This window comes from Knoellia altitudinis (genome assembly GCF_042666355.1).
GTDB classification, from domain to species: Bacteria; Actinomycetota; Actinomycetes; order Actinomycetales; family Dermatophilaceae; genus Knoellia; species Knoellia altitudinis.
The window spans coordinates 2034014-2053671 of record NZ_JBHTDK010000001.1; the positions used below are offsets into that span (position 1 = coordinate 2034014).

At 71.4% G+C, this 19658-nt stretch carries 19 protein-coding genes and 1 riboswitch; of the genes, 13 read left to right on the top strand and 6 right to left on the bottom strand.

Annotation, left to right across the window (positions count from 1 at the left end):
* Positions 1-16 precede the first annotated feature (16 nt).
* A complete protein-coding gene (locus ACFQW8_RS09555) occupies positions 17-505 on the bottom strand; it encodes an aminoacyl-tRNA deacylase (RefSeq protein ID WP_380086843.1) in 489 nt (162 codons plus the stop codon).
* A gap of 157 nt (positions 506-662) precedes the next feature.
* On the opposite strand from ACFQW8_RS09555, the gene ACFQW8_RS09560 reads away from it, so the two are divergent.
* The 3 genes from ACFQW8_RS09560 to hutI are packed head-to-tail and all read left to right on the top strand — an operon-like array spanning position 663 to position 4350.
* Positions 663-1862 carry an allantoate amidohydrolase gene (locus tag ACFQW8_RS09560; RefSeq protein WP_380088640.1) on the top strand — a complete coding sequence of 400 codons (1200 nt, stop codon included), beginning with the start codon at positions 663-665 and terminating at the stop codon, positions 1860-1862.
* On the top strand, positions 1859-3184 hold the full coding sequence (locus ACFQW8_RS09565; RefSeq protein WP_380086845.1) for a formimidoylglutamate deiminase: 1326 nt from the start codon (positions 1859-1861) through the stop codon (positions 3182-3184). Before ACFQW8_RS09560 ends, ACFQW8_RS09565 begins: the two co-directional genes overlap by 4 nt.
* Positions 3181-4350: an imidazolonepropionase gene (hutI, locus tag ACFQW8_RS09570; protein WP_380086847.1), complete on the top strand. Its 1170-nt coding sequence runs from the start codon at positions 3181-3183 to the stop codon at positions 4348-4350. Before ACFQW8_RS09565 ends, hutI begins: the two co-directional genes overlap by 4 nt.
* 75 nt (positions 4351-4425) lie before the next feature.
* Here the strand turns inward: hutI and ACFQW8_RS09575 are convergent, their stop codons facing one another.
* Entirely contained in the window at positions 4426-4704 is a 279-nt protein-coding gene (locus tag ACFQW8_RS09575; RefSeq protein WP_380086849.1) for a DUF4235 domain-containing protein, read from the bottom strand.
* A gap of 85 nt (positions 4705-4789) precedes the next feature.
* Positions 4790-4894: riboswitch (TPP riboswitch) on the top strand.
* 88 nt (positions 4895-4982) lie between these two features.
* Between ACFQW8_RS09575 and ACFQW8_RS09580 the strand changes: the two genes are divergently transcribed.
* The 7 genes from ACFQW8_RS09580 (at position 4983) to ACFQW8_RS09610 (ending at position 12741) form a co-directional block, all read left to right on the top strand.
* Positions 4983-5663 (top strand): ECF transporter S component, encoded by a 681-nt coding sequence (locus ACFQW8_RS09580; RefSeq protein ID WP_380086851.1) that lies wholly within the window; start codon positions 4983-4985, stop codon positions 5661-5663.
* 1 nt (position 5664) lies between these two features.
* Positions 5665-7932, top strand: a complete 2268-nt coding sequence (locus ACFQW8_RS09585; protein ID WP_380086852.1) for an ATP-binding cassette domain-containing protein — start codon at positions 5665-5667, stop codon at positions 7930-7932.
* Between the two features lie 138 nt (positions 7933-8070).
* Positions 8071-9303 carry an MFS transporter gene (locus ACFQW8_RS09590; RefSeq protein ID WP_380086854.1) on the top strand — a complete coding sequence of 411 codons (1233 nt, stop codon included), beginning with the start codon at positions 8071-8073 and terminating at the stop codon, positions 9301-9303.
* A gap of 117 nt (positions 9304-9420) precedes the next feature.
* On the top strand, positions 9421-10959 hold the full coding sequence (locus ACFQW8_RS09595) for a multicopper oxidase family protein (protein WP_380086856.1): 1539 nt from the start codon (positions 9421-9423) through the stop codon (positions 10957-10959).
* 77 nt (positions 10960-11036) lie between these two features.
* The gene (locus ACFQW8_RS09600) at positions 11037-11489 is read left to right on the top strand and encodes a hypothetical protein (RefSeq protein ID WP_380086858.1); all 453 of its coding nucleotides are present in this window, start codon (positions 11037-11039) and stop codon (positions 11487-11489) included.
* Positions 11490-11609: 120 nt separating this feature from the next.
* Positions 11610-12086: a hemerythrin domain-containing protein gene (locus ACFQW8_RS09605; RefSeq protein WP_380086860.1), complete on the top strand. Its 477-nt coding sequence runs from the start codon at positions 11610-11612 to the stop codon at positions 12084-12086.
* A gap of 4 nt (positions 12087-12090) precedes the next feature.
* The gene (locus ACFQW8_RS09610) at positions 12091-12741 is read left to right on the top strand and encodes a DUF2231 domain-containing protein (protein ID WP_380086862.1); all 651 of its coding nucleotides are present in this window, start codon (positions 12091-12093) and stop codon (positions 12739-12741) included.
* A 16-nt stretch (positions 12742-12757) separates the two neighbouring features.
* Here the strand turns inward: ACFQW8_RS09610 and ACFQW8_RS09615 are convergent, their stop codons facing one another.
* Together ACFQW8_RS09615 and ACFQW8_RS09620 are read right to left on the bottom strand one after the other, a co-directional pair.
* A complete protein-coding gene (locus tag ACFQW8_RS09615; RefSeq protein WP_380086864.1) occupies positions 12758-13600 on the bottom strand; it encodes a phytanoyl-CoA dioxygenase family protein in 843 nt (280 codons plus the stop codon).
* Between the two features lie 76 nt (positions 13601-13676).
* A complete protein-coding gene (locus ACFQW8_RS09620) occupies positions 13677-14990 on the bottom strand; it encodes an ArgE/DapE family deacylase (protein ID WP_380086865.1) in 1314 nt (437 codons plus the stop codon).
* Positions 14991-15091: 101 nt separating this feature from the next.
* Here ACFQW8_RS09620 and ACFQW8_RS09625 point away from each other — a divergent pair, with 101 nt between their 5' ends.
* The 3 genes from ACFQW8_RS09625 (at position 15092) to ACFQW8_RS09635 (ending at position 17332) form a co-directional block, all read left to right on the top strand.
* Entirely contained in the window at positions 15092-15553 is a 462-nt protein-coding gene (locus ACFQW8_RS09625; RefSeq protein WP_380086867.1) for an Lrp/AsnC family transcriptional regulator, read from the top strand.
* Positions 15554-15602: 49 nt separating this feature from the next.
* Positions 15603-16460 (top strand): alpha/beta hydrolase family protein, encoded by an 858-nt coding sequence (locus ACFQW8_RS09630; RefSeq protein WP_380086868.1) that lies wholly within the window; start codon positions 15603-15605, stop codon positions 16458-16460.
* A 161-nt stretch (positions 16461-16621) separates the two neighbouring features.
* On the top strand, positions 16622-17332 hold the full coding sequence (locus ACFQW8_RS09635) for a L,D-transpeptidase family protein (protein WP_380086869.1): 711 nt from the start codon (positions 16622-16624) through the stop codon (positions 17330-17332).
* A gap of 6 nt (positions 17333-17338) precedes the next feature.
* On the opposite strand, the gene ACFQW8_RS09640 is transcribed toward ACFQW8_RS09635, so the two are convergent.
* Both ACFQW8_RS09640 and lhgO read right to left on the bottom strand, forming a co-directional pair.
* A complete protein-coding gene (locus ACFQW8_RS09640) occupies positions 17339-18430 on the bottom strand; it encodes an SLC13 family permease (RefSeq protein ID WP_380086871.1) in 1092 nt (363 codons plus the stop codon).
* Complete coding sequence (gene lhgO, locus ACFQW8_RS09645; RefSeq protein ID WP_380086872.1) at positions 18427-19647, bottom strand: L-2-hydroxyglutarate oxidase; 1221 nt, start codon at positions 19645-19647, stop codon at positions 18427-18429. Before lhgO ends, ACFQW8_RS09640 begins: the two co-directional genes overlap by 4 nt.
* Between the last annotated feature and the right edge of the window lie 11 nt (positions 19648-19658).

Below are 19658 nucleotides of genomic sequence, written 5' to 3' on the forward strand. Positions count from 1 at the left end.
CTCGCTGGAGGGCTGCTCAGGTGGGGTCGGTGACGTCGACGACCTCGGCGGCGAGCACCCGCACGAGGTCGTCGGCGGCCAGGGTCACCGAGGTGCCGTGCGCGCCGGCGCCCATCGAGATCGTCCGCCCCGCAACCGTCGCGTCGACGATGACCGGCCAGGCCGTCGTCGAGCCGAAGGGCGTGATCGTGCCGCGCTCGTAGCCCGTCGCGTCCTTCGCCTTGTCGGCAGGCGGCATCGACAGCCGGTTGACCCCGAGGTGGGCGCGCAGCTTCGGCCACGAGATCTCGCGGTCGCCGGGCACGAGCACGAAGACGTAGTCCCCTGACCCGCGACGCACGACGAGCGACTTCACGATGTCGCGCGGCTCGATCCCGCGCTGCTCGGCAGCCTCGGCGAGTGACGACGCGCGCTCGGTCGCCACCAGGATCTGGTGCTCGACCCCGCTGGCCTCGAGGGCGGACCGCGCCCGCCGCGCCCCTTCGGTCTCGTTGGCTTCGGTCATGCCAGCACTCTAGGCGCGGTGCCGGTCTGACATTCCAGACAGGTATGCCGTGGCGTCGCCGCGCGAGACCGCCTCCGGGGTGTGGAATGGCGGGGTGAGCCCCAGCGAAGCAAGTGCCCACGGTCCGGCCTCCACGCAGGTCGGGGGCTTCGACTCGATGTGGCGCGATCTCACACCGATCGGGCGCGACGACCGGACCCACGGCTACCACCGCTTCGCCTGGACCCGTGCGGACCACACCCTGCGCGAGTGGTTCGTCGGCGAGGCGGAGCGGCGCGGGCTCGACGTCGTCGTCGACCGGGTGGGCAACCAGTGGGCGTGGTGGGGGGATCCCGATGAGGCGTTGGCTGCCGGACGGCCCGGCATCGTCACCGGCTCACACCTCGACTCCGTGCCCGACGGCGGGGCGTTCGACGGACCGCTGGGGGTGGTGTCGGCCTTCGCGGCACTGGATGCGCTGCGGCGCGACGGCTTTGAGCCGGATCGACCCATCGGAGTCGTGAACTTCATCGACGAGGAGGGTGCGCGGTTCGGAGTGGCCTGCGCGGGCTCGCGGATCCTCACCGGCGCGATGACGGCCGACCGGGCCCGCTCCCTCACCGATGGTGAGGGCGTGTCGATGGCCGAGGCGCTGCGGGCGGCCGGCCGGGATCCCGAGGGCCTTGGTCCCGACGCCGAGACGGTCCGCCGGGTGGGGGCGTTCGTCGAGCTCCACGTCGAGCAGGGCCGCCATCTCTCCCTCCCCGAGGTCGACCAGCCTCTCGCCGTCGGCAGCGACATCTGGCCGCACGGACGATGGCGCATCCGCACCCTCGGCGAGGCCAACCACGCCGGCACGACGCGACTCGCGGACCGTGAGGACGCCATGCTCGGCTTCGCGGCCGCCGTCATCTCTGCCCGCCGCGCCGCCGAGGCCAACGGCTGCGTCGCGACCGTCGGCAAGGTCGTCGTCACCCCGGGAGGGGTCAACGCGATCCCCAGCGAGGTCACCGGATGGCTCGACGCCCGCGGGTCCGACGAGACCGCCGTGCGCCTGGTCGTCGACGAGGTGCGTGAGGTCGTCGCCGACTTCGAGGGTCTCCTCACCGAGGACTCCTGGACCGGACCCACCCCCTTCGACCCCGCTCTGGTGAGACGGCTCGCAACCCGGCTGGGCGGCATACCTGTCATCGGGACCGGAGCAGGACACGATGCCGGCATCCTCGCCAACGCCGGTGTGCCCACGGCGATGCTCTTCGTCCGCAACCCCACCGGCATCTCCCACTCGCCCGAGGAGTTCGCGACGTCGCAGGACTGCCTGGCCGGGGTCGAGGCACTCACCACGGTCCTGACGGACCTCGCCGGGGCGTCCGCATGACGACCTACTGGTGTGAGCACGCGCAGCTGCCCGACAAGATCCACCGCGGCGTGCGCCTCACCGTCGTCGACGGTCGGTTCACCGAGGTCGTGTCGGACACCAAGCCGCGCGACACCGACACGAGGCTGCGAGGGGTCGTCCTGCCCGGCTTCGCCAACGCGCACAGCCACGCCTTCCACCGGATGCTGCGGGGCCGCACCCACGGCGACGGAGGCAACTTCTGGACGTGGCGCGACCAGATGTATGCCGTGACGGCCCGTCTCGATCCCGACACCTACTTCGCCCTCGCGAGAGGGGTGTTCACCGAGATGGTGGCATCGGGCTACACGGTTGTCGGCGAGTTCCACTACCTCCACCACGGGCCGGACGGGAAGCCCTATGACGACCCCAACGCCATGGGTGTCGCCCTCATCGCCGCGGCGGAGGAGGCCGGGATCAGGCTCACGCTCCTCGACACGTGCTACCTCTCCGGGGGCCTGGACTCCGCCGGTCACCTGCCGCTGGACGAGGTGCAGCTGCGCTTCTCCGACGGCTCCGTGCAGGCCTGGGCCGAACGCGTGGAGGCGATGCACGACAGCGCACTGGTGCGGATCGGCACGGCGGCGCACTCCGTGCGCGCCCTCACCGGTGAGCAGCTCGCGGAGTTTGCCACGGTCGTCGGGGACCGGCCCGTCCACGCCCACGTCAGCGAGCAGATGGGTGAGAACCTCACGACCCAGCTCGTCTATGGCGCGAGCCCGGTCGAGCACCTCACCGACGCCGGGCTTCTGGGCGAGGGCTTCACCGCCGTCCACGCGACGCACCTGTCCGACGTCGACCTCGACCTCATGGGCCGCTCGGGCGCGGGGGCCTGCTTCTGCCCGACGACGGAGCGCGACCTCGCCGACGGTATCGGACCGGCATGCGAGCTCGCCGCGAAGGACGTCCCGATCAGCCTCGGCTCGGACCAGCATGCCGTCATCGACCCCTTCGAGGAGATCCGCGGCATCGAGATGCATGAGCGGCTCAAGAGCCACGAACGCGGTCGTTTCGGCGTCACGCCGCTGCTCGAGATGGGCACGTCGGCGGGCTACCGCAGCCTCGGCTGGGACGGCGGACGCCTCGCGGTCGGCGCGCTCGCCGACCTCGTCGCGGTGCGCACCGACAGCCGTCGCACCGGTGGCGTCGCACCGGCCCAGATCATCTTCGGCGCGACGGGTGCCGACGTCACCGATGTCGTCGTCGGTGGCCGTCGGATCGTGTCGAGCGGGGTCCACCCGCTGGGGCCGGTCGACGACATCGTCAGTGAGGCCATCGTCGCCGTGAGGAGCGCGGCCACGTGACCCTTGAGCCCTCGACGGTGCTCACCGGGATCGGCGAGCTCGTGACGTGTGACGGCACCGGCGAGGCCGGGCTCGGCCTGCGTCATGACGCGGCCGTGGTCGTCGAGGACGGCCGCATCGCCTGGGTCGGGGACTTCGCCTCCGCGCCAGACGCCGACCGCCGCGTCGACCTCGCCGGCCGAGCGGTCCTGCCCGGTTTCGTCGACAGCCACAGCCACCTCGTCTTCGACGGGGACCGCTCCGCCGAGTTCGCAGCCCGGATGACGGGGGAGCGCTACGACGGCGGCGGCATCGGAGTCTCGGTCGCCGCCACCCGTGCTGCCTCCGACGACCGCCTGCGCGAGCTCGTGGCCGGCAGGGTCGCCGAGATGCGCGACCAGGGCACGACGACGGTCGAGATCAAGAGCGGCTACGGCCTGACCGTCGAGGACGAGGCTCGGTCTCTCCGCATCGCGAGCGAGTTCACGACGGAGACGACCTTCCTCGGGGCGCACGTCGTGCCACCGGAAGCGAGGGGTGGGCGGGCGGCATACCTCGAGCTCGTCACGGGACCGATGCTGCAGGCCTGTGCGCCCCATGCGAAGTGGGCCGACGTCTTCTGCGAGCCGAACTCACCCCACGCCTTCACGCAGGACGAGTCGCGAGCCGTCCTGTCGGCGGCCCGCGATGCGGGTCTGGGACTGCGGGTGCACGGCAACCAGCTCGGCCACGGGCCGGGCGTCCAGCTCGCTGTCGAGGTCGGAGCGGCGAGCGTCGACCACTGCACGTTCCTGTCCGATGCCGATGTCGAAGCGCTCGTCGGGGCGGCCGACACGACCGTGGCGACCTTACTGCCGGGAGTGGAGTTCTCGACCCGCTCGACCTATCCGGACGCGCGGCGCCTCATCGACGCTGGTGTCTCGGTCGCGCTGGCCACGGACTGCAACCCGGGCACCTGCTACTCGAGCTCGATGCCGTTCGTCATCGCCCTGGCCGTCCGCGAGATGGGGATGACGCCCGGCGAAGCCGTGTGGGCCGCGACCGCCGGCTCGGCGAAGGCGCTGCGCCGCACCGACATCGGTCGGATCGCGGTGGGCGGACCGGCGGACCTCGCCGTGCTCGAGGCACCGAGCCACCTGCACCTCGCCTACCGCGCCGGTGTCCCCATCGCCCGCGCTCTCACCTGAGCGCCGACCCAAACGGCTACTGCACCGTAGGTGCGGTGATCACCCCACCTACGGTGCAGTAGCCGTCAGAAGCTGTCAGAGGCCGCCGGGGCGCACGGCGTCCGGCTTGTGGCCGGCAGACTTGGCGTAGATCCTGGCCGCCTTGCGGGTCACCAACGTCTTGGCGACGCCGGCCGCCAGGCCGGTGAGGGCGGCATACCCCAAGGCCGCCACGAAGGGCGAGTCCGGGTCCTTGGGATTGGCCGAGATGTCCTGACCGGCCCGCTCCCAGACCTTGTCCGCCACCTTGGTCGCGGCGATGCCGGCCAGGATCGCCGAGCCGGTTCCGAGGATCTTCCACACCAAGCTGCCCACGAGGACTCCTTCAGTCTGCAGTGCCCGCACGGAGCGGGCCTTCTCCCGTGCCACCCTGCCACAGCCCAGGGAGTAGGGTGGTCATCGTCAATGACAGGGGAGCGCACCAACGCGCTGAGAGTGCGGGCAACCGCAGACCCTCACACCTGATCCGGTTCGCACCGGCGTAGGGAGTCTGAGTTCTCAGGGGACTTGGCGACAGACGAGATGTCTGTCGGCGAAGTCACCTCCCCGAGGTATCCATCGGCCCTGCGCCGGAGACCACGGGAGAAAATTTCATGGCTACACACACCACGGAGCCGGCGACCACCGACTCCTCGGGCACCACCTCGGGCGGCTTCCTGCGCGCCCGGAGCATCCTCGCGACCCGTCCCCTCCTGGGGTGGCGGACCGTCGACATCCTCACGATCGCCTTCCTCGGCGCCGCCCTCGGGATCGCCTTCTGGGGCTGGGGCGTGTTCTACAACGGCCCCCTGAGCGCCATCACCTTCGGGTTCGCCCCGCTCGGTGGCCTCTTCGCCGGGCCCTGGTTCCTTGCCGGGGTCGTCGGCGGCCTCGTCGTGCGGCGCCCCGGTGCCGCGCTGTTCTGCGAGGTCACCGCGGCGCTCGTCTCGATGATCCCCGGCACGGAGTGGGGCGCGACCACGCTCGTCTCCGGGATCGTGCAGGGACTCGGCACGGAGCTCGTCTTCGCCCTCCTCGGCTACCGCGCGTTCGGCATCGCCGCCGCCATGCTCGCGGGCGCGATGGCCGGTCCGTTCGCTGCCTTCTACGAGTCCTTCACCTGGATCCAGGACTGGTCCTTCGCGTGGAAGGTCTCCTACGCCGCGGTTCTCGCCCTCTCCGGTGCGGTGGTAGCCGGCGTCGGTGGGTGGTTGCTCACCCGGGCCCTGGCGGCGGCGGGTGCGCTCAACGCGTTCCCACCCGGCCAGGAGCACCGCGAGAACCGCGCTGTCTGACGTGGCCCAGCCCGGCGCCGGCGCCCGTGGAGGGGTCGGCACCGTCGACGGCACGGCCCGCGTCAAGGGCGGCCACGTCACCCTCAAGGGGGTGACGTGGCGCCCGTTCGGTCGGCGCGAACCGGTGCTGCGAGACGTCTCGTTCTCACTCGTCCCCGGGGAGCGCGTGCTCCTCGTCGGCCCCAGCGGTTCGGGCAAGTCGACCTTGCTGCGGGCGGTTGCCGGGCTGCTCGAGACCGCTGACGCGGGCGAGCTGTCGGGCTCCGTCGCCATCGACGGTCACGGACCCGGGGCGCGCGCCGGCGAGATCGGTCTCGTCCTCCAGGAGCCGGGTGCCGGGGTGGTCGCCTCCTCGGTCGGGCGCGACGTCGCGTTCGGTCTCGAGAACGTGGGTATGCCGCGTGCCGACATGCCACCCGCCATCACCGCTGCTGTGGCCGCGGTGGGCCTGTCGATGCCCCTCGACACCCCGACCGGGGCTCTGTCGGGCGGCGAGACGCAGCGGCTGGCCCTGGCCGGGGCGCTGGCTCTTGCGCCCAGCGTCCTCCTCCTCGACGAACCCACGGCCATGCTCGATCCCGGCCACGCCGCCCAGGTGAGGGCGAGTGTGGAAGGTGCGCTGGCGGCATACCCGATCACGACGGTCGTGGTCGAGCACGTCCTCGGACCCTGGGTCGAGCTCGTCGACCGCATGCTCGTCCTCGACGCGGACGGGGCGCTCGTCGCCGACGGGCCCGTGGGGGACGTGCTTGTCGGTGAGCGGCAGCGGCTGCTCGACATGGGCATCTGGGTTCCGGGCGCTCCGCCGCCCGACCCCCTTGCGTCCGGCGCCGTGGTGGCAAGGCCGCCGAACCGCCGGACGCAGGAGGTCGCGGCGACCTCGCTGAGCATCGACCGCACCACCCGGCTCCTCGACGGCTCGACGCGCACGCACACGGCTGCCCGGCTGGACCGCGAGCTGGAGCCGACCGCCGGCACGGCCACCGCGCTCGTCGGACCGAGCGGCTCGGGGAAGTCGACGGTGCTGCTCGGCTTCGCGGGGGCGCTGGAGCCTGCGGAGGGTTCCATCGACGCGGCTGGTGCGCCGGTGTCCGAGCTCTCGTCCCGCGAGCTCGCCACCCACGTCGGCTGGGTCCCACAGTGGTCCAGCTCGACGATCATCGGCCGCACCGTCCTCGACGAGGTGCTCGTCGCGAGCCACGCGCTGGGCGATGAGTCGGCCGAGCGGGTCGTCGAGGCCCACGCGCTGCTCACCACCCTCGGTCTGAGCCATCTGGCGGGCGCCGACCCGCGCGAGCTCTCGGGCGGCGAGCAGCGCCGGCTGGCCATCGCCTCTGCGATCCTCCACCAACCGCCCCTGCTGCTGGCCGACGAACCCACCGTCGGTCAGGACCGGCACACGTGGGCCGCGGTCGTCGGGCTGCTCGACGCCTATCGGGCAGGCGGAGGGGCGGTGCTCGTCTCGACCCACGACGCCGCGCTCATCGAGCGCTCGGACCACGTCGTCGAGCTGACACCGCCACCCAAGGCGCCGCGGCCCCCGGAGCCGAGACGGGTGCTCGCCGGCCGGGCTGGTCCGTTGGCGCTGATGCTCGGCGCACTCGTCGCCATCCCCGCCGGCATCATCCCCGACCACTGGCACACGTCGCTCCTCGTGCTCGCCGTCCAGGTGGTGCTGGCGTGCCTGGCGTTGTCGGCTCCCGGTGCTGGTGCTCGTCCGACGGGCCGGCTGCGGCGAGTCGTGTTGCGGCTCCTGCCCGGCGTGCTGGGTGGGCTCTCGGTCGGCTGGTCGACGTGGCTGCTCGGCGGGCACGACACGACGACGGCGTTCACCGCGGCGTTGCGCGTGCTCATCATCGTGCTGCCGTCGGCGGTGCTCCTGCCGCTCGTCGACCCGGACCGGCTCGGTGACCACCTCGCCCAACGGCTGCGGATGCCGGCCCGGCCCGTCGTCGCCCTCGCCGCCGCGCTGCAGAGGGTCCACACGTTCGGCGCGGTGTGGTCGGAGATCTCGCTGGCCCGGCGGGTGCGCGGGCTGGGGCTGGATGCCCGTCGACCGGTGGCGATGGTGCGCGACCTGGCGACCGTGACGTTCGGGTTGCTCGTGCGCACCCTGCGGATGGCCGCCGACCTCGCGGTGGCGATGGACGCGCGGGGGTTTGCCTCGGCCTCGAGGCGGACGTGGTTCGCGACCGCCCCGTGGCACCTCGCCGACACCCTCGTCGTCCTCGGCGCGCTGGTCCCGATCGCCGCCGCTCTCCTCCTCTGACCCTCGCGCGTCCCCAGCTCAGCCAGTTGGACGGTGGGGACCAAGAACTTCAACGGCCCCAACCGTGCAGCTGGGTGGCTTCGGGACAGGAATGGGCGAGAGGGAATGTCGGGGGCGGGCGGCATACTTGACACCCTCATGACCACCCCTACTCCCGCGCCGGTCGAGCGTGCCCGCATCCCGCGCGAGATCTGGGTGCTCGTCGCCTCTGCGTTCGTCATCGCCCTCGGCTTCGGACTCATCACGCCGGTCCTGCCGCAGTTCGCGCAGAGCTTCGGTGTCGGGGCCACGGCCAGCGCCGTGGTGGTCAGCGTCTTCGCGTTCTTCCGGCTGGTCTTCGCCCCTGCCGGTGGAAGCCTGATCGTCCGCCTCGGCGAGCGGCCGATCTATCTTGCCGGCCTGCTCATCGTCGCCGCGTCCACGGCGGCCACGGCGTTCGCGCAGAGCTACTGGCAGCTCCTCGTCTTCCGCGGCCTCGGTGGCATCGGCTCGGTGATGTTCACCATCTCGGCGACCGCCCTGATCGTCCGCCTCGCACCGCCCGCCATCCGTGGTCGCGTCTCGTCGGCCTACGGCTCGGCGTTTCTCATCGGTGGTATCGGTGGCCCTGCCGTCGGTGGCGCTCTCGGTGGGTTCGGTCTGCGGGTGCCCTTCCTGGCGTATGCCGCCGCGCTCGTCGTCGCTGCGGCTCTCGTCGCGATCTTCATCAGTGGGCACGCGCTGCGTCCCGCTCCCGATGCGCCTGTGCTTGCCGTCATGACGGCGCGAGAGGGCTGGCAGGACAGCGCCTATCGCGCCGGCCTCGTGTCCGGGTTCGCCAACGGCTGGGCCAACTTCGGGGTGCGCAACGCGATCATCCCGCTCTTCGTCGCCGCCAACATCGGCAAGGAGCCCTGGCTCGCTGGTGCCGTCCTCGCGATCTATGCAGGTGGCAATGCGGTGGGCATGAACGTCGCCGGGCGGCTCAGCGACACCATCGGTCGACGCCCGTTCATCATCGGCGGTCTCGCCGTGGCGGGGGTCGCGACCATCGCGACGGGCTTCGCCACGACCTTCCCCGTCCTCGTCGCCTTCTCCATCATCGCCGGCCTCGGCTCGGGTGCGCTCAACCCGGCGCAGCAGGCGAGCATGGCCGACGTCGTCGGTCGTGACCGCAACGGTGGGCCGGCGCTCGCGGCGTTCCAGATGTCCGCCGATGCGGGCGCGATCATCGGTCCGATCCTCGCCGGGGCACTGGTGGACTCCGGCAGCTTCGCGCTGGCCTTCGGCGTGACCGGAGTGCTGAGTCTGCTGGCGACGATCCCGTGGGCGCGAGCCCGCGAGACCCTGCCGCGCGAGGCCATCGAGGCCGCTGCATCGCCCGCACGCTGAACCCTGCGCTGGGGGTCGGCAGGCAGTGGGGGTTGGCCCTGAGCAGCCCCCGACCGCGTCCCTGAGGGCACCCTGAAAGCCCTGTCCGTGGCCCGAAGCAGCCGCGACGGTGGAGGCATGCGCACCGCCCTCAAGCTCTTCGCCGCCGTCGTCACCGTCGTCGTCCTCGCCGTCGGGAGCTTCGCGGCATACGTCGCCTGGTCGTTCGCACAGGCGAGCGTCGACACCATCGGCGAGGTCGACTTCGACCGTCCGCTCGCGATCCCGCCTCTCGCTGCGTCCACCGTCGACGCTCAGGGCGTGCGCACCTTCGACCTCTCGATGCAGGCGGGGGAGAGCGACCTGGGGCGCGGCGCGCCCACCCCGACGTGGGGTTTCAACGGCTCGTTCCTCGGGCCGACGCTGCGCGCGACCCGGGGCGAGCAGGTGAGGGTCAACGTCGCCAACCGGCTCGACGAGACCTCGACCGTGCACTGGCACGGCATGCACCTCCCAGCGGCGATGGACGGCGGCCCGCACCAGCCGATCGCGCCCGGCGCGCGGTGGTCGCCCCACTGGCAGGTCGACCAGCCCGCCGCGACCCTCTGGTACCACCCGCACCCGCACGGCGAGACCGCCAAGCACGTCTACCGAGGCCTGGCAGGGATGTTCATCGTCGACGACGAGCGAGAGATCGCCCTCCCCAAGGTTTACGGAGTCGACGACATCCCGGTTTTGGTGCAGGACAAGGCTTTTGACGGCAGCAAGCTCGACGACACGCACGGTCTCTTCCAGTCAGCTGGCATCCTCGGCGACACGGTCCTCGTCAACGGCACCCCGGGCCCGTTCCTCGACGTCACGACCGAGCGGGTGCGCCTGCGCGTCCTCAACGGGTCGAACGCGCGCGTCTACCGCTTCCACTTCGACGACAACCGTGCGTATGCCGTCGTGGCCACAGACGGTGGCCTCCTCCCGGCCCCCGTGGAGGCGAGGGAACTGCTCCTCTCGCCGGGAGAACGTGCTGAGATCGTGGTCGATGTGCGGCCCGGCGACCGGACGGTCCTGCGCAGCACCCCACCCTTCATCGAGAGCAACCGCTTCACCGGCGACAAGGATCGGCTCGACATCCTCGAGCTGCGAGGTGCCAGCACCCTGCGCCCCAGCCCTGCCCTCCCGGCAACCCTCGCCCCCGCTCCCGACCTCGCCGACGACACGGTCGGAGCCACGCGCCAGATCAGCCTCGGCGGGAGCAACACGAACTTCGGCAAGATGGACCTGGAGCGCGTCGACGTCGTCTCCCGCCTGGACACCACCGAGGCCTGGGACGTCACCAACTCCGACGGTCAGGTGCACAACTTCCACATCCATGACCTCCAGTTCCAGGTGATCCGGTATGCCGGCGGCCCACCTCCCGCGGTCCTTGCCGGGTGGAAGGACACCATCCTCATCGCGCCGAACGAGAGCGTCGAGCTGCGGATGCGCTTCACCGACTTCGCCGATGCCGAGAGCCCCTACATGTTCCACTGCCACCTGTTGCGGCACGAGGATCAGGGCCTGATGGGGCAGTTCGTGGTCGCTCGTCCGGGTGAGCAGGTGGGAACGATCCAGGTGCCTGACCCCGTCGACCACGCCGCCAAGCCGAAGGTCAGCAACATGCACGGAGATTACGCCTACTGACCTGCGATCGACCGCTTCGCCCGCTCCCTGCCGACACTCTTGCCGGCAGCTGGCCCACTCGCTGAGAGAATCGGGCGATGAGCCCGGAGAGTGAGCCGCCAGACCCGGTCGCCGCCCGTCGTCGTGAGGCGCGGGAGAACGCTGAGTACCACTACGCGGCCGCAGCGCGGGCGGCGGAGGCCGAGGCTCGACGGACGGCGCCGATGGTGGCGGCCTTCGCCGAGGCGATGCGGTCGGCCGGCGTCGAACCCTCCCGGCTGCGGGCAGTCCCCTACAGCGGTGGTGGGACCCTCCGCACCGACGTCGTCGGCTGGTACGTCCGACGGGACCGCCGGGCTGCCGTCGGCACGGACGGCCGCTGGTACGTCCTCGTCGTGGCGCCCAGCCTGCGCGGACGGCTGGCCGGCGTCCACGTCGAGCCCAGCGATGCCCCGCTCCAGGTCGGGGCGGGTGGCCGGGACGGTGAATCGGTGGCTCTGGACGTCCTGCTCCAGCTTCGTCTGGATGCCGGGCCGGACTTCCCTTCCTGACGCCTTCAGTCACACGCGTTTCGGTGGCTCGACCACGGGGTACGCCATGCGTGATGATCGGCTCAACTGAGCCCGACCACAAGTGCTTCGAGGAGACCCATGTCGCAGGACGCGATTGTCATGTTGAAGGCAGACCACAAGGAGGTCCGGGCGCTGTTCCGCGAGTTCCAGAAGTCCACGACGACCGACGCCCGCAAGGGCAAGCTCGTGGAGCAGATCATCGAGCTGCTCACGGTGCACACCTACATCGAGAACGAAGTGATGTACCCGAGGGTGCGCGAGCTCCTGCCCGAGCTGGAGGACGACGTGCTCGAGTCCTACGAGGAGCACCACGTCGCCGACGTGCTCGTCATGGAGCTCACCACGATGACCCCCGAGGACGAGCGCTTCGAGGCGAAGACGACGGTGCTCATCGAGAACGTCACGCACCACATCGAGGAAGAGGAGCAGGACTGGTTCCCCAAGGTCCGCGAGGGTCTGTCCCGCACCCAGCTGCGCGAGATCGGGGCCGAGCTCGCCGAGGCGAAGGAAGGGGCGCCTCGTCGCCCGGAGCAGCCGAGCGCGCTCAAGAAGACCGTCGACGCCGTGCTGTCCTGACGTCATGGAGCCAGTTTCCGACGCCGTGACCACAGGGGGCGCGCTCCCGACCACTCCTGCCCTCGTCGCCGCCACCCAGCGCCTCGAGCAGAACCCGGCCCTCGACCGCCTGCGCGCCGTCTATGCCGTGGCCGCCAAGCCCCTGGACCGTTGGTCGGGCAGCGAGCTGCTCCGCTCCGGAGTCATCGGCCACGCCCTGCATCCGCTGCTGACCGACGTGCCGCTCGGGTGCTGGACGGCGGCCTCGATCCTCGACCTGGCAGGCCGCCCGCAGGACCGTGGAGCGAGCCGGCGACTGGTCGGTGTCGGTCTGGCTGCCGTCGGGCCCACCGCGATCACCGGCCTGGCGGAGTGGTCACGCACCGGACGCGAGGCGCAGCGCGTCGGCGCGCTCCATGGCGCACTCAATGTCGTGGCGACCACTCTCTACCTCACCTCCTGGGTGGCACGCGGGCGGCGCCGCCACGGCCTCGGCGTCGCCACGGCGCTGGCCGGAGCAGCGGTCGCCGGCGCCTCGGGCTACCTCGGGGGCCACCTCACCGCCGCGCGCAAGATCGGCAGTCGCGACGCGGCATACGCAATGGACCAGGTGGAGGACGCTGCTGGCTCCGAGAGCGAGCCGCAGCGCCCCGATGGCACGGACTTCGCGATCTGAGGAGCCTTTCGCCCGGTCAGCCGTCCGTCACGCCCATGACGAGACCTTCGATGTCGTGCTTCTGGACGATCGGCTCCAACGTCTCCACGACGCGCGCGTCCAGGTGTCGGCGCGCCTCCTCGGGGCAGCTGTCCCAGAAGGGTTGCGTGACCATGAGGTCGTGCAGCTCGGCGTGCCCCGCGCCGGGCGCATCGACGCCAAGCACGACCACGGGCCTGGCGAGCTCGCTGTGGTTGGCCGTTCCTCGGTGCAGCGTCAGTGCCGAGCGCGCCGAGATGTCGCCTCGCTGAGGCATGCGCAGCTGCGACAGCTCCTGGTAGCGCGGCCACTCGGACCGGGGCGGGAACATCTGGTGCGGCCAGTCCAGGCCGGCTTCGTACTGGGTGCCGGGCGCGATCTGGAACGGGCCCATGTCCGCCGTGGTGTCGACGGTGCTGATGTTGAACGCCAGCGAGGTCAGGCGACGCTGCTCGTGCGTCTCGGGCGGTGACGGGAAGTCGCGGTGCCACGGCTGGTCGGCGGACCCGGGGAACGGGATGTCGAACCCGATCTCGACGATCTCGTAGTCCGGCCCAAGGACGGACTCGCAGATCCCCGTCACCCACGGGTGCGTGACCAGGTCGACGAAACCGTCGAGCTGCTCGGGGTGGACCTCGACGTACCACCGTTGCGGTCCCCGTCCGATGGCACCACCCTCGCGGTGACGGGCCTCCTCGAACGCAGCAAGCACGTCACTGTGGAGGCGGTCCACCCACGCGACGTCGAAGGCGCCTCGTCGCGCGACGATCCCTTCACGCGACAGCTGCTCGAGATCCTCGGCCGATGCAGGTGCGTGCTTGCCCGGCGCTGTCGACGTCATGCGCTGCACCACTCTCTCTCCCGCGACGAGCTGCGTTGCCCGCACCCCGAAAGGTTCTCCCAGCACCAGAAGGCCGTCAAGAGGCAACCGGGCCGTCCACACCTCCGGCGGCCCGCAGCAGCGCGACGGTGAGGGTCTGCGCGACCTGCACCACCTCGCGCAGGTCGACCTCTTCACGCGGGGAGTGCGCCACCTGGGCGTCGCCCGGCCCGTAGTGCAGGGTGGGGACACCTTCGCCGGAGTACAGCCGGAGGTCGCTGCCATAGGGGACGCCTCGCGGCTGGCGTGGCGTGGTGGCACCGACCGCGTCCAGGGAGCTCCCGAGGAGGCCGAGCAGTGAGGCGCCGTCGACGAGACGTCCGCTGGCGTACTGCCCACCCGTCCAGCTCACCGTGGGTGGGTGGTGACGCAGCCAGGTGTTGCCCCGGGCGGTGACCCGTATCGCCTCCTCCAGCGCTGCTCTCGCTTGAGCGGGGTCCTCGTCCAGTGCGACGCCCAGGCGCCCTTCGGCCACGAGCAGGTCGGGCACGGAGCTGGCCCAGTCGCCGCACCGCACCCGCCCGACCGAGATGGGGTAGGCCACAGGGAGCCCGGCCATCAACGGGTCGACGCTCTCGTTGCGCCGGCGCTCGAGGTCTCCGAGCGCCGTGAGGAGGGGAACGAAGTGGTGGAGGGCACTGCGTCCGGCGTATGCCGTGCTGCCGTGGCTCGCGACCCCACCGACCCGGATCTCGAACGTCAGAGCGCCGCCGGCCGCGGTCACGATGCCACCCGACGTGGGTTCGGTGATGATGCATGCGTCGGCGACGTGCCCCCGACGCAGGGTCGCGAACGCACCGAGCCCGCCGTCCTCCTCGCCGATCGCGAAGTGAAGCCCGATCGGTCGGGCCGAGGGCAGCCCGACCCGCTGCACCGCTCGGACCGCCGCCAGGTTGGCCACCAGCCCGGCCTTCATGTCGCACGCACCGCGGCCCTGCACCCGGGTGTCGGCGACGCGCGCGACGTAGGGGTCGCCCCGCCACCGGTCGAGATCTCCCGGAGGGACGACGTCGACGTGGCCCTGCAGGACGAGCGCCGGCACCCCCGGGCCGCTGGTGGCGACGAGTCCCCACGCCTCGGATCGCTCGACCTCCTCGCCCGGGAAGGCCCGGTCCGACCGGAGGCTGTCGAGGTCGGCCTGCCAGAGGTCGACCTCGAGCCCGCACTCGTCGAGGCGGCGGGCGAGGACGTGCTGGATCTCGCACTCCGCGTCCGAGCCTCCGACACTGGGGATGCCGATCAGCGTCACCAGCTCGGACCGGATCTCGTCGGGGTCGATCGTGTCCAGCGCTCGGCGTTCGACGTCACTGAGGTCGAGGGGCTGGACCTCGGCAGTTCCAAGGGAGGTCATGACTTCACGCTAGGGCGCATCCACACGCAACGTCGCGCCCGGAACGTTGCGACGCAACGCATATTGTTGCGCCGTCGTGCGACGTGGTGGACGATCATTGCGTGGCTCCGGATCTCCGCTCCGACAAGACCGACGACCTCATCCTCGGCTCGCTCTCAGCCGACGGACGACGCAGCTTCGCCTCCATCGGGCTCGAGGTGGGTCTGTCGACGGCGGCCGTGAAGCGCCGTGTCGACAGGTTGCGCAGGGCCGGGGTGATCACCGGGTTCACGGTCCTCATCGACCAGAAGCGGCTGGGTCGCCCGATCGAGGCGCTCGTCGAGCTGCACACGGACGGCGTCCTGGGGGTGGACCGCCTGCGCCGAGCCCTCGGCCCCATCGCGGAGATCGTCGAGGCCGTCACGGTCACCGGCGACGCGGACACGATCGTCCGGCTCGTGGCCGCCGACACCGACCGCCTCGAGGCCGCTGTCCAGGCACTGCGCGCCATTCCCAGCGTTCGCAAGACCGAGACCAACATCGTGCTCTCACACCTGGTCACCCGGAGCGCGACCGCCTTCTGACCCGACGACCTCACCGGACAGCGCAGCGCGCACGGCATACGGTTCTCGCGTGGATCACGTCACCGACCTGGAGCTGCCCGGAGGTGGACGCACCTCGGTCGTCGGTGCGGATGGCGGAGGCGCCGACGATCCCGTCGTCATCCTGCTGCCGGCGCTGGGCGTCGCAACCGGCTACTACGGACCCTTCGCCGCAGCACTCGCCGTCGAGGGGGTGGCCGTCCTCGCGACCGACTTCCCGGGACAGGGCACGAGCCGACCGCTCGCGAGCCGGCGCAACGACTTCGGGTATGCCGCACTGTCCGACCACGTCGTTGCCGCCACTGTCGCTGTGGCTCGGGAGCGGCACGCCGGCCGGTCGCTCGTCCTGCTCGGTCACTCCTTCGGCGGTCAGGTCGCGATGGTGCACCTCGCCTCGCACGACTCCCCGGTGCAGGCTCTGGTGCTCATCGGTTCGGGCTCGCCCTACTGGCGTGGCTACGACAGGCGCCGCACGCTCCTCGCCCAGACGCAGTTCATCGGCGCCGTCGCGGCCCTGCGCGGCCACTGGCCCGGCGACCGGATGGGGTTCGGTGGGCGGCAGCCGCGGCAGCTCATGCGTGAGTGGGCGCGCTTCGCGAGACGAGGTGGCCTGGTCGTCGAGCGCGGCGACGACGTCGCGGAGCCGGACTTCGCGAGGATCGAGCTGCCCGTGCTCGCGATCACCCTCGACAACGACCCGCTCGCACCGCAGGCTTCCGTCGACAACCTCGCCGACAAGCTCACGGGCTCTCGCGTCGAGCACCGGTTCGTGACCCGCCCCGACGGTGAGGACGGGCCGGCCTTCGACCACTTCGTGTGGGCCAGGCATCCCGGCGCCTTCGCTGGTGAGGTCGCGGCGTGGTTGCGCCGGGCGACCCGGGTCGCCTGACCTCTGCCTGGTCCACGCAGCGAGCCGCGCGGCATACCCGCGGGTGTATCTGAGCGGGAGGTGACGACTCCTCCTCGGTGACGACGCAACCTTTCACGGGAGTCCCGCGTCTGATCCGTAACAGGCCCAACCGGGGCCGACGAAAGCAGGGGTGCTTCGTGATGGACGACAACGCAAACCCGGTCACGCGACGCGTGACCCTCACGACGGCAGCGGGGGCCGGGCTCCTCGGCTTGGCCGTGATGGGCGCAGCGCCAGCCGGTGCAGCGACGCGGCCGACGCTCCGGCGCGGGTCCACCGGCGCTCACGTCGTGGCACTGCAGAACCGGCTCAACCTGCTGACCTACTGGTGTGGGAGGGCCGATGGGACCTTCGGTCACCTGACCCAGCAGGCGGTGTGGGCGCTGCAGAAGGTCGGTCATGTGTCTCGCGACGGCGTCGTCGGCCCGACGACCTGGGGGCTGCTCGACCGTGGCGTGCGGGCCAACCCGCGCACCACGTCCGGGACGACGATCGAGTGCGACCTCGCCGAGAACACGCTCATGCTCGTCCAGGGCGGGCGACTGCGCTACACGCTCAACACGAGCACCGGGAGCGGGGAGCGCTACTACTCGCGCGGGATGTGGCGCACCGCCTACACGCCGAGGGGTCAGTTCTCGGTCTACTGGCGCTTCACCTCCGGCTGGCAGTACGGCTCGCTCGGCGCCATGTGGCGGCCGGCGTACTTCAAGAACGGCTGGGCCATCCACGGGTCGACGTCCATCCCGGCGTACCCCGCCTCACACGGCTGCCTGCGGGTGAGCACCTCGGCCATGGACAAGCTGTATGCCGAGGGCTGGCCGGTCGTCGGCCGCAAGGTCTGGATCTACTGAGCCGGCTCACCCCGGGCTGAGCGCCAGCAGCGCGGCCGACACGGCCGCGGCTGCGCACAGCAGGCTGCGGACGGCATACGGCCACGCGTCGATCGTCACTCCGGCGCGACGGCACCGGTCTCGCCACAGCAAGGTCGCGAGCGACCCCCAGACGGTGACGATCGAGCCGGCGTTGACGCCGATGAGGAGGGCCATGAGCCGCACCGGCGAGTCGTCCGCGACCGGCTCGAGCGCGAGGTAGGCGGGCAGGTTGTTGACGACGTTGGCGCTCACCGCCCCCACGGCGCCCACCCGCCAGAGGCCGCCCTCGTCGCCGGTGCCGACGAGGCCGGCGAGGAGGGGTTCGAGGCCGTGTCGCATCGCGACGTCGACGGCGACGAAGAGGGCGCAAACGGCGAGCACCATGAGCCAGGGCACCTGGACCGTGCGCAGCCTCGGACGCCAGCGCCAGGCCAGCGTGACGACAAGCACGACCGCGGCGATGACGGCGGGGATCGCGGGGGTGACGCCGCTGACGAAGGCCGGACAGAGCGCGACGCAGACGACGGCGGCGACCCAGAGCAGGACACGGTCGTGCGGGTCGGGCGGGGGGTCGAGGGTGTAGCGGGTGAGCAGATCTCGACGGTGGAGCACGAAGAGGACGACGACCGTGGCGACGATCGCCGCGAGGGCGGGTCGCCAGGCCAGGGCGACGTACTCGTGCGTGCCCAGGCCGAGCTGGGTGAACCGGTGCAGCGCAATGAGGTTGGACAGGTTCGACACGGGGAGGAGAAGGGATGCGGTGTTGGCGAGCCAGACGGTCGTCAGGGCGAAGGGCATCGCCGCGACCCCCAGCTGGCGAGCCATGGCGATGACCACCGGGGTCAGCAGCACCGCAGTCGTGTCGATGCTGAGGACGATGGTGCAGGCGACAGCCAGCCCCACGACGAGCAGCCAGAGCAGCCAGGTCCGGTGTCGCCCGGCGTGTGCGGTCCAGTGCGCCGCGACGTCGAAGACCCCGGCGATCTCGGCCACCTCGGCGACGACGGTCATGGCGACGAGGAAGACCATGACCGGTCCGACGCGGGCAGCGAGGTCGAGGAGCTCCTGGCTGGTCACCCGGCGAGCCCGGCGGACGTCGCGAGGTCGACGACGTGGTCGGCGATGGGGAAGGCCGACGTCGCTGCGGGGGAGGGCGCGTTGCACACGTGCACGGTGCGTTCCGTCGCTCGGACGAGGAAGTCGTGGACGAGCGTCCCGTCACGCAGCACCGCCTGGGCGCGTATGCCGGCCGGCTCCGGGAGCAGGTCCTCGACCGTGAGCTCGGGGCAGTAGCGGCGGACGAGCTCGAGGTAGCCCCGGCGCCGCCACGAGGCGCGCTGCTCGGCGAGCCCTGTCCGCCAGTGCGTCCGGGCGACCTGCCACATGCCGGGGAAGCGGACGAACGCCGCCGTGTCGCGGGGGCTCAGCGACCCCTTGCGGTAGCCCTCGCGGCTGAACCCGAGCACGGCGTTGGGGCCGACCGTCACGCCGCCGTCGATGGTGCGCGTGAGGTGGACGCCGAGGAAGGGCAGGTCCGGGTCGGGGACGGGATAGATGAGCGAGTCGATGAGGTGGTTCCGGGACGCGGGCAGGCGGTGGTACTCCCCGCGGAACGGCACGATCTCGAAGCTCTCGGCGCCGCGGTTGAGGCCCGACATCGCCGCGAGGCGGTCGGCCTGGAGCCCACCACAGACGATGACCTGGCGCGCGGACTCGACGCTGTGCCAGCCGTCCTCGTCGAGGCTTAGCGCCACCGACGTGACCGACTCGGTGATCGCGGTGACTGCGGTGGAGGTGCGCACGACACCACCGGCGGCCGAGATGTCGGAGGCGAGCGCACGGCAGACGGCGGCGTAGTCCGTGATCCCGCTGGCGGGCACGTGCAGGGCGGCCAGCCCGGTGATGTGGGGCTCGCGCTCACGCAGGGCGACGGCGGTCAGCGGGGTGACGGTGAGCCCGTTGGCGCGGGCCCGCTCGGTCAGGTCCTGCAGTCGCTGGACCTCCGTGGGTGTCGTCGCCACGACGAGCTTCCCGGTGTCGGCGAACGGGATCTGCTTCTCGGTGCAGTAGTCCCGGGTCCGGGCCGCGCCCTCACGACAGAAGCGCGCCTTGAGGCTGCCGGGGGCGTAGTAGACGCCGGCATGGATGACGCCGCTGTTGTGGCCGCTCTGGTGTCGGGCGACCTCGGTCTCCTTCTCGACGACCAGGACGTCCGCGCCCGGTCGCCTGCGCAGGACCTCGTATGCCGTCGCGAGACCGACGATCCCGCCTCCGACGACGATGACGTCACGCATGGACCCATCCA

Bases quoted from the DNA above. Each gene is read 5' to 3' on its own strand.
- ACFQW8_RS09580 (WP_380086851.1), top strand. From the start codon at position 4,983: ATGGCTACACACACCACGGAGCCGGCGACCACCGACTCCTCGGGCACC.
- ACFQW8_RS09565 (WP_380086845.1), top strand. From the start codon at position 1,859: ATGACGACCTACTGGTGTGAGCACGCGCAGCTGCCCGACAAGATCCAC.
- lhgO (WP_380086872.1), bottom strand. From the start codon at position 19,647: ATGCGTGACGTCATCGTCGTCGGAGGCGGGATCGTCGGTCTCGCGACG.
- ACFQW8_RS09610 (WP_380086862.1), top strand. From the start codon at position 12,091: ATGGAGCCAGTTTCCGACGCCGTGACCACAGGGGGCGCGCTCCCGACC.
- ACFQW8_RS09620 (WP_380086865.1), bottom strand. From the start codon at position 14,990: ATGACCTCCCTTGGAACTGCCGAGGTCCAGCCCCTCGACCTCAGTGAC.
- ACFQW8_RS09560 (WP_380088640.1), top strand. From the start codon at position 663: ATGTGGCGCGATCTCACACCGATCGGGCGCGACGACCGGACCCACGGC.
- ACFQW8_RS09595 (WP_380086856.1), top strand. From the start codon at position 9,421: ATGCGCACCGCCCTCAAGCTCTTCGCCGCCGTCGTCACCGTCGTCGTC.
- ACFQW8_RS09555 (WP_380086843.1), bottom strand. From the start codon at position 505: ATGACCGAAGCCAACGAGACCGAAGGGGCGCGGCGGGCGCGGTCCGCC.
- ACFQW8_RS09590 (WP_380086854.1), top strand. From the start codon at position 8,071: ATGACCACCCCTACTCCCGCGCCGGTCGAGCGTGCCCGCATCCCGCGC.
- ACFQW8_RS09605 (WP_380086860.1), top strand. From the start codon at position 11,610: ATGTTGAAGGCAGACCACAAGGAGGTCCGGGCGCTGTTCCGCGAGTTC.
- ACFQW8_RS09600 (WP_380086858.1), top strand. From the start codon at position 11,037: ATGAGCCCGGAGAGTGAGCCGCCAGACCCGGTCGCCGCCCGTCGTCGT.
- ACFQW8_RS09615 (WP_380086864.1), bottom strand. From the start codon at position 13,600: ATGACGTCGACAGCGCCGGGCAAGCACGCACCTGCATCGGCCGAGGAT.
- ACFQW8_RS09635 (WP_380086869.1), top strand. From the start codon at position 16,622: ATGGACGACAACGCAAACCCGGTCACGCGACGCGTGACCCTCACGACG.